We start from the raw sequence: 8,597 nt of genomic DNA on the forward strand, positions 1-8,597 counted from the left end.
AAGCCAAGAAAGGTTACTAAAAAGCGTTACCCTTCTCATGCCGCTTAATCGTTACCTATCTCTTGAAGTCATACCCTAAAATTATATCAAAAAAATGAAATTAACAAAAATAATAACAATTCTCATCATAAGTTTCTCTTTCCAAAGGCAACTTTTATCACAAAATAATTATGATAAGAGAAAGTTCTTCATTGAATTAACTGCTGCTCAGTCATTTTTAATTCCTAACACGAACCTACACAAAATTGATAACAATGTAATGAACAAAAACAATGACTTTTACAATCGTCACGAAGTTATTGGAGATACAACATCTGTATATGGAACACAAGAAGAAAAATTTGCTAGCTTTTATACTTTTCAAAACTCCCCAAAGCCTAAATTAAAAAGTCAATCTTTTGCTTTATTTAGCGAATATTTATTTAATCCTAAATTTGGATTAGGATTAAGTTTAAATAACATTAATTTTCAAGCTGATAATCTTAGTCAGACGCGATTCGATAACAATCTTATCTATGATAATGAGAAAAGATTTTTCGGAAATCCGGCGATTCGCGAAAACGCTATCCTAAGGGAAATTCTTTTACCCTATGACACTAAATCAAATAATAAATTTTTACAATTAGTTACAATAGGAATTCACTTTGCTTATCACTTCATCTCTCATCCAATTTTTGATCCTTATATTAGAGTTGGATTCGGGTATGGAAGAAACATTGAAGATATGGCAATTATTTACCAGTCAACATTAAGTGCAGGTTCTAGATTTTTCTTATCAGAAAACTTTTATCTATTAGTTGAAGCAATGGCAACAAATTATGATGCTTACAAAGTTCCTGACTCTACCCTCTTTGAATCTAAAAGCAAACAAATGGCACATATTTGGTCTATTCAAGAATATTCTGCAAAATTTGGATTAGGTGTTGCGTTTTAAACGCAGTCCAGCGTATAACAACGGCTAACCGCTGCGCTTCGGCACTTGCGGCCTCGCTTGGTCTGCGACACATAGGCTTCTGGCACTCCTCTTGCTTACGCAAGCGTCGTTCCAGTCCCTAACGTCCCGTCGGGACTCAGGGCCAGCCTACGTCGGTTAGTCTAGTTCGTTAGTTGCAATGTGCAGAATTTCGTTCTCGCCAGGTTCGTTTTTTCTTGCTTTTTTCTATTAAGTGAAGATTGATACAAAAGATTAATTTGATCGGTCTTGTTTGTTTAAGTTTTCTCAAAAATGATTTACTCTGCACTGTTTGTTGATGTTCTCTGGTGGACTTCCAGTTCTTTCTTATCAGAAATCATTTCTCGACGCGCACACTGCAACTAACAGCGTCTTAACGCTTCACTTCGGCACTCACGGCCTCGTTCGGCCTTCGGCAAATTTCCCGATCTCCCTAACGCCTACTACGCAGGCTCAGGGCGGGAAACTTCGTCAAGACTAGTTCGTTATGCGAAATATCATAAAAAGGAAAGTTTAAAAAAGATGTCTTTCAACTTATTTTTTCAAGAATTTGCTCAAACAAGAGCTAAAAACTTAGTAAATGAATCCGAAAATTTAACTTCCATAACTCATAACGGTTTGAAGGGTTCTCTTCGTGAGCATATTCTAATTAATTTTTTAAAGGATTTTTTACCAATTAACTATGAAATTGGGAAAGGTCAAATCCAAGATGTATTCAATAATAATTCCTCAGAATCGGATTTAATTATATGGCAAAAAGATTTGCTTCCGCCAATTTTATTAGATGAACGTATGGGTATTTTCCCTTATGAGTCATGTAGATATTGGATAGAAGTTAAAACTAAAACTACAAGGGCAGAACTGATAAATTCAATTGAAAAAGTAGAAACATTAATGAGACTTAGACCTTTAGAAAATTACGACCCACCTTGGCTACCACAAGTATTACCAGCATATTTTTCCTACTCATCTGATTTAACTAGTGATGATGAATTTTCTAGATTTATAGATATTAACCCTAATTATTATCACAATCCGCCATTTGTAGCCCTTTGTATCGTAGGGAAAGGTTATTGGACTTTTTTCGATCATTTACCTAATGGAAAGAAATGGTTATTCTTTTATCCTAATGATTCATGCTACGAAGTAATTTCCTTTCTCGCAGGAATATTGAATACACTAGCAGGTAGAAATAAGCCATCTTTTGGATATTATATTCTTGAACCAGAAGCGAATAATAAGGGAATATTTTTGTAGAATATGATACTTCGCATAACAGCGCCTTCCCGCTACGTTTCGGCACAAGGCCTCACTCGGCCTGCGGCAAATTCCCTTCCGTCACGCTTCTTGCTACGCAAGAAGTCGCGCCGACGCCAACGCCTCTTCCAGAGGCTCGGCTACAGGGAACTTCGGGAAGGCTAGTTCGTTATACGCAATAGGTCTAAATTTAATGACTAATAAAGCAAAATGTTATTATTGTGGAAAAGAAGCAACGTCCAGAGAACATATCCCACCACAGTCTTTTTTTCCAAGCAATCAAAAACTTGATTTAGTTACAATTCCATCATGCGAAGAACATAATTCCAAGAAATCAAACAAAGACGAATATGTAAGAAATTACATAACAATTCACCGTTCAGTGAAAAAATCAGGATACGAAAAATTTGAGGAAAAAAGTAGAAAGGCATTCAAAAGAAATAAATCCTTAGCGTTATCAGTAGAAAATGCCGAAAAGGCAACACTCGACGGAGAAGAAACAGGTATTTTTTTAGTTAAAAAAGCAAACTTTGATGAATTCTTTGACCACCTAGCTTCTGGTATATTTTATTTTTTAACCAATAAAATTTTTAATGGAAAATGGATAATTCATCCAATCTCTTTTTATGAAGATAGGGAACTCTACGAAAAAAATGTTCCTAATGTAGAAAAAATAATTAATAGCTATAAAAATATTATAAAAAATACAAACCTAAAGAAAATACCTGAATTCAAAAATGAAAAAGTATTTATACCTCAATACTATAAAGAAGAAAATAATGAGAAAATTAGCATCTTTTTAAATTTAACATTTTATGAGGGATTTATAGTTTTTATTTTAGGCGAGTATGATAAAAAGGATCCAAAATAAAGACCTACTGCGTATAACAGCAGGGAAACGCTGCGCTTCGGCACTTACGGCCTCGCTTGGCCTGCGGCACATTCCCTTTCTGTCACTCGCTCGCATACGCAAGCTACGTGCCAGTCCCTAACGTCCCGTTACCGGGACTCAGGGTCAGGGAACGTCGTCTCCCCTAGTTCGTTATATGAAATCGTGCCTACATGTATTAATCATAAAGAATTCTCTTTTTAAAATCGAAAAATAATGAACTTAATTGAAATATATCAATGAACCAATAAATATAAACATTCCTACGTATTTTTTAATCTATATCAGTTATTTATATATTTATCAACTTACAAAAGGCAAACACAGCATTGTTAATACTGAACAATAAATTCAATTTAACGCGATTTATTACGAATTTATTTAAAAGAAAAGAACCTAACCACTTATCAAATTTCTCAAAATGGATCAAAGTATGCGACGAAATTCTCAGCAGTATATATCCACCTCTTAGCTCTTCATTTGAAATTACTGAGGATGAACTAGAAAGAGACTCTAAACTAGATTTTTCAACATTCAAAAACTGGCAGTTGGTTTGTGAAGAAATATTAGATACGGAGCATAGCCATATTTATTACCAGAAATGTTACAATGAATTGTTAATTCGAGGGAAATCTGAAGATGAAATATTCAAAATGAGGAAATTTGCATGGCTGACTGCTGGTTGGCTAAATTACGAACAAATGTTTTGGGAATGGATTGAGCTAGATGAAAAAGATATCAAAATGGCCATTGAATTCCAATATAGTTCATCAATAATTAATTTAAACAAGAGAAATGAATTACTAGATTTTTTAGAGTTACACAAATGACATCATTATCCCTTGGCGTCTACGAACTTTGGCAAGATTATACAATAGAAGCGGCACGACTTCATATAACAGCGACTAACCGCTTCACTTCGGGACTTACGCCCTCGTTCGGTCTGCGACACATAGGCTTTTGTCACTCCTCTTGCTTGCGCAAGCGTCGTGCCAATCCCTAACGTCCCGTTACCGGGACTCAGGGCCAGCCTACGTCGGTTAGTCTAGTTCGTTATGCGTAATTGCTTAAATTAATACTTAATTATTAAAATATAAGAAAAAATCCAAATGAAACAAATCACTTTTAATGTATATTTACAATTCAAAGAAGAATTTGCCACTTATAAAGAAATACAGTTTATAAAAGAAAATAATGACTATTTTCATCAATTTAATGCAGATCAGTTAAAAAGCATTCTTTATCCATACAAACCAGTAATTCTGGTAAACAGATTCGAAGAAGACAAATGCAGAAAGTTAATCCAAAATAACTCCCAATTAATAATAATCCTCGATGACAGAAGTCCAACTTTAAAAAATAATCGTGTTATTACTGATGACTTAATAGCTAAAGATACTTTTAACAACTATCTCATTGAAATGTCTAAATCTCTGAATGACGATTTCTATACAATTGTTCAAATTAATGACATGAATAATTTCTGCATTTGCTATTTTCGTAATAACAAATATTTGATATCTTCTGATGATTCAGATCAAATATTTGGAAACGGACCTTTAATTCTAAATAAATATTCTGGAAAAATCTATAAAACTGGCTCAGCAAATCCAGAAAAAGATATAAAAGAATTTGAAAAACTTTATTTCCCTCATTAGTAATTACAAACAACGCAACTACGCATAACAGCGTCTACTCACTTCGCTTCGGCACTGCGGCCTCGCTCGGGCTACGCCACATTTCCCTTCTGGCATTCGCCTTGCTTACGCAAGCTACATGCCAGTCCCTAACGTCCCGGACGGGACTCAGGGTCGGGAAACGTCGAGTAGACTAGTTCGTTAACCGCAATTTTTGAAAAATTTATTAAATACAAAAAAAGAGAATTAAAATATATTCTGAATCGATAAATCATCTATGCAAAAATATTTAATATTTATAGTTTTAATTTATACCACAAATGTTTTCGCAACTGATATTCCAAGTTGTCCTATAGATTATGAAATCAAAATGAAGGAAGTTGACGGAGTTTCAATACCGACTTTGATCTACGAAAATGAAACAATAGAATTAAAATTCCAAAAGGTTGGCTACTATAATGAAGGAATTGCAAATGTTCAGATAAATAATAGATGGGGATATATTGACGAATCAGGAATATTTATTATCCCACCGCAATTCGAAAATGCAGGAATTTTCGGGAGAAATGAAGCAATTGTAACGATTAATAGCCAAATTAAACGAATAAATAAAAAAGGTGAATTTTTACCTTTACCAAACCTAAACATTACAAATTTAAACAAAGTATACGATGGCCTGGCACAGATTCAAATTGATAATAATAAATGGGGTTATATTAATCATCTTGGCGAAATCTTAATTGAACCAAAATTTGAAGAAGCTGAAAGTTTTAGAAATGATTTAGCTGCCGTAAAATTCCAAGGAAAGTGGGGATTTATAGATCAAAAAGGGAATTTTCAAATAGCGCCTCAATTTGATAATGTTAGCAGTTTTTTTAACGATATAATTGCCGTAGAATATAAAGGTTTATGGGGATATATTGATAAAAAGGGCAAATTCATAATCCAACCAAAATTTCAACATGCCTTGAATTTTTCGAACGATCTAGCCGCTGTATTAGTAAACGAAAAATGGGGTTATATAGATGTAAAGGGCGAATTTACTATAGAACCTCAATATCGTAAAGCAATGAGTTTTGAAAATGGATATGCTAGAGTTATTACAGATAAGGGAATTACAATCATTGATACTATTGGAAATATTGTGAACAAACCAAACCTCAATTTTGAATTATTTAGCTGGGAGGGCTTATCTACTGTACGAATAAATAAAAAATTTGGTTATGTTGACGTAAAAGGTAATATTGTAATTGAACCCAAATTTGAGGAGGCAGGACATTTTTTACAAGGAAGAGCTCGGGTTAAAATAAACAACAAAAAAGGACTCATTAACAAATCAGGTCTATTTATTATTAACCCTCAATTTGATGGAATTGAAAGTTTTTTAAATAATTATGCACAAGTCAAAATCGATAAACATTGGGGATTCGTAAAATTTCCAAAATGTGATTAAACATAAACTTAAAGAAGAAATCATCTATCAAAAACTGCGGTTAACAGCAACTAACCGCTTCGCTTCGGGACTTACGCCCTCGCTCGGTCTGCGACACATAGGCTTTTGGCACTCCTCTTGCCTTCGCAAGCGTCGTGCCAATCCCTAACGTCCCATTCTGGGACTCAGGGCCAGCCTACGTCGGTTAGTCTAGTTCGTTATACGACATTTTTAAAAATTTAAAAAAATATTATGATCAAAAAAATAACTATAATTATCGTCGGATTATTGACTCAATTTTGCTTAAATCAAAAATCTTCTCTTTTAAATCAAAATTTCAAACCTCCAAATTCTAATCAGAAAGAATTAAATATTTATATCAGAAATGTTGAATTAATAAATGAAATTGGAGATTATAAAAATATCCAGGAAGAGACATTGAAAACAAATATGAAAATCCTTCTTGAAAATACGGGCATCTTTAAATCTGTAAATTATTACTCGGAATATCCTATCTCCAAGAATTCAATCTTATTAGATTTCAAATTTATCAAATATGAAAATACTTTAAAACTGGATCCATTATATATTCCGCTTTCTATTGCAACATTTACTTTATATATCTGGCTCGGAGGATCCATCGTTAACTTCGAATCCAAAATACAGTTAGAAGTTAAATCTTTTGATCAGAATAAACAAATAATTAAATCCCAATTATTTGAAGAAGAAAATTATATCAGAGATTATATATACGAACCTTGGAGATCACGGCGGGTTATTCCTGAGAAAAAATCAAAATTCATATTAAATTCAGTTATACAGGCAACGGAACAATGAATTTTAAATCAATCATAACCTTCCTTTTCTTAATAACAAGTTGCTCAACAATTAGCTATGATAAAAATATAAATTTAAGCAAGAATATAAATAAATCTACCCTTTCAATTCATATAGGATATTTATATTATATGGATGATGAATTATTTGACCATCCAATACAAATTTCTGACGGAATTATTGATATTCAAAATGACTTTCAAATTGTTAAGGATAAACTAAAGAAGAATAGTCAATTTTCAAATATAGAAATTGATTCTTCGAAATCACAATATGAGCTAGAGATTAATGTAACTTTCAGAAACAAGTTAAATTTTATTCAAGGAATATTAAGTGGTATGACCTTAACATTAATACCAGCTTATGATGATACTGATTTAGAAATTCAAGGCATTCTTCACAATCGTATTACAGGAAAAAAAACAAAAAAAATTACTACTAAGGGAAAAATGAGAACATATATAGGAATCTTTCCATTATTTGCCAGACCTTTCTCTGACTCATCAAAAAACCGAGAACTATTAATCACTAATCTCTTGGATAACTTGTTATATAACGTAGAAATTTAAAAACGTCGTATAACAGCGACTAACCGCTTCGCTTCGGGACTTGCGCCCTCGCTCGGTCTACGACACATAGGCTTTTGTCACTCCTCTTGCTTACGCAAGCATCGCGCCAATCCCTAACGTCCCGTTCGGGACTCAGGGCCAGCCTACGTCGGTTAGTCTAGTTCGTTAGCCGCAATTATTTAAAAATAATTCAAAATAAAAGGAATTTTTATGAAAGTCACAAAACAATTCTTCAAAGAATTTGGAATACAGTTTATACTATCTATTCTGTATTCTCTTTCCATGGTAGAACTACCAAAAAATTTGGAATTTGAAAGTTTAAAACTATTCTTCGATAAAATCTTACCATTTTTTGGCGCTTCCTTTTTCTTTCTATCATGGCTTTCCGGTCAAGTCATAAGAATTAGAAAGACAATAAAAACGGAAGAGAAACTAACTGATATTGAAAGCCTTATTACAAAAACAGTCGACGCAAGTGTAAATAGAATTGAAACTTTAATTGATTTTGTAACTGGGAAAGATAGTTACTGCTACATAGATATAGTAGCTAGCCTACCTTACGAAGGAGGACAGTTTATCCCATTTTTGTTACATTCCGGAAGTAATCCAGTCTACAATATTAACATCGAACTAGAAGATAAAATTGAAAAGAAATTCAAAAAGAAAAATTATGAAGAAATAAATAAAGGCGATGTTCTTCAAATCAACGATTTTGTAACTTCAGGACATTCCGAATCAAAACCAATTCGATGGCATTTCTTTATAAATTCCAGAAATGGGAAATTCCGACAGGAAATTTTGGTAGATTTCATGGAGAGCCATTGGAAGAAAAAAATATTTCTCTATAAAATGGAAGAAGGAAAAGAAGATAAGTTAATCTTAAAACATACAAATTAAATAGGCACAAATAACTGCGGCTAACAGCACCTTCCCGCTACGCTTCGGCACTTACGGCCTCGCTCGGGCTGCGCCAAATTGTCCTCCTGTCACTCGCTCGCATACGCAAGCTACGTGCCAGTCCCTA

At 33.4% G+C, this 8,597-nt stretch carries 9 protein-coding genes; all 9 read left to right on the forward strand.

All coding sequences use genetic code 11. From position 1 onward, the window contains the following. Positions 1–94 precede the first annotated feature (94 nt). The 9 genes from EHQ24_RS06665 (at position 95) to EHQ24_RS06705 (ending at position 8,470) form a co-directional block, all read left to right on the forward strand. Positions 95–934 carry a hypothetical protein gene (locus EHQ24_RS06665; protein WP_135600900.1) on the forward strand — a complete coding sequence of 280 codons (840 nt, stop codon included), beginning with the start codon at positions 95–97 and terminating at the stop codon, positions 932–934. Between the two features lie 540 nt (positions 935–1,474). Next, the gene (locus EHQ24_RS06670; protein WP_135600901.1) at positions 1,475–2,209 is read left to right on the forward strand and encodes a DUF6602 domain-containing protein; all 735 of its coding nucleotides are present in this window, start codon (positions 1,475–1,477) and stop codon (positions 2,207–2,209) included. Positions 2,210–2,402: 193 nt separating this feature from the next. Then, positions 2,403–3,080 carry a hypothetical protein gene (locus EHQ24_RS06675; RefSeq protein ID WP_135600902.1) on the forward strand — a complete coding sequence of 226 codons (678 nt, stop codon included), beginning with the start codon at positions 2,403–2,405 and terminating at the stop codon, positions 3,078–3,080. 347 nt (positions 3,081–3,427) lie between these two features. Next, complete coding sequence (locus EHQ24_RS06680; RefSeq protein ID WP_135600903.1) at positions 3,428–3,928, forward strand: hypothetical protein; 501 nt, start codon at positions 3,428–3,430, stop codon at positions 3,926–3,928. A gap of 279 nt (positions 3,929–4,207) precedes the next feature. Then, entirely contained in the window at positions 4,208–4,756 is a 549-nt protein-coding gene (locus EHQ24_RS06685) for a hypothetical protein (RefSeq protein ID WP_135600904.1), read from the forward strand. 256 nt (positions 4,757–5,012) lie between these two features. Continuing rightward, complete coding sequence (locus tag EHQ24_RS06690; protein WP_135600905.1) at positions 5,013–6,188, forward strand: WG repeat-containing protein; 1,176 nt, start codon at positions 5,013–5,015, stop codon at positions 6,186–6,188. A gap of 231 nt (positions 6,189–6,419) precedes the next feature. Further along, positions 6,420–7,004 (forward strand): hypothetical protein, encoded by a 585-nt coding sequence (locus tag EHQ24_RS06695; RefSeq protein WP_135600906.1) that lies wholly within the window; start codon positions 6,420–6,422, stop codon positions 7,002–7,004. A 131-nt stretch (positions 7,005–7,135) separates the two neighbouring features. Then, on the forward strand, positions 7,136–7,573 hold the full coding sequence (locus EHQ24_RS06700) for a hypothetical protein (RefSeq protein ID WP_244310319.1): 438 nt from the start codon (positions 7,136–7,138) through the stop codon (positions 7,571–7,573). A 210-nt stretch (positions 7,574–7,783) separates the two neighbouring features. Continuing rightward, positions 7,784–8,470, forward strand: a complete 687-nt coding sequence (locus EHQ24_RS06705; RefSeq protein ID WP_135600908.1) for a hypothetical protein — start codon at positions 7,784–7,786, stop codon at positions 8,468–8,470. The last annotated feature ends 127 nt before the right edge of the window (positions 8,471–8,597 follow it).

It is taken from the genome of Leptospira noumeaensis, from assembly GCF_004770765.1.
Classification (GTDB): Bacteria; Spirochaetota; Leptospiria; order Leptospirales; family Leptospiraceae; genus Leptospira_A; species Leptospira_A noumeaensis.

What these genes read in the sequence shown, in the direction of transcription:
- EHQ24_RS06685 (WP_135600904.1), top strand. Translation starts at nt 4,208, where the DNA reads ATGAAACAAATCACTTTTAATGTATATTTACAATTCAAAGAAGAATTT.
- EHQ24_RS06690 (WP_135600905.1), top strand. Translation starts at nt 5,013, where the DNA reads ATGCAAAAATATTTAATATTTATAGTTTTAATTTATACCACAAATGTT.
- EHQ24_RS06700 (WP_244310319.1), top strand. Translation starts at nt 7,136, where the DNA reads ATGGATGATGAATTATTTGACCATCCAATACAAATTTCTGACGGAATT.
- EHQ24_RS06695 (WP_135600906.1), top strand. Translation starts at nt 6,420, where the DNA reads ATGATCAAAAAAATAACTATAATTATCGTCGGATTATTGACTCAATTT.
- EHQ24_RS06705 (WP_135600908.1), top strand. Translation starts at nt 7,784, where the DNA reads ATGAAAGTCACAAAACAATTCTTCAAAGAATTTGGAATACAGTTTATA.
- EHQ24_RS06675 (WP_135600902.1), top strand. Translation starts at nt 2,403, where the DNA reads ATGACTAATAAAGCAAAATGTTATTATTGTGGAAAAGAAGCAACGTCC.
- EHQ24_RS06665 (WP_135600900.1), top strand. Translation starts at nt 95, where the DNA reads ATGAAATTAACAAAAATAATAACAATTCTCATCATAAGTTTCTCTTTC.
- EHQ24_RS06670 (WP_135600901.1), top strand. Translation starts at nt 1,475, where the DNA reads ATGTCTTTCAACTTATTTTTTCAAGAATTTGCTCAAACAAGAGCTAAA.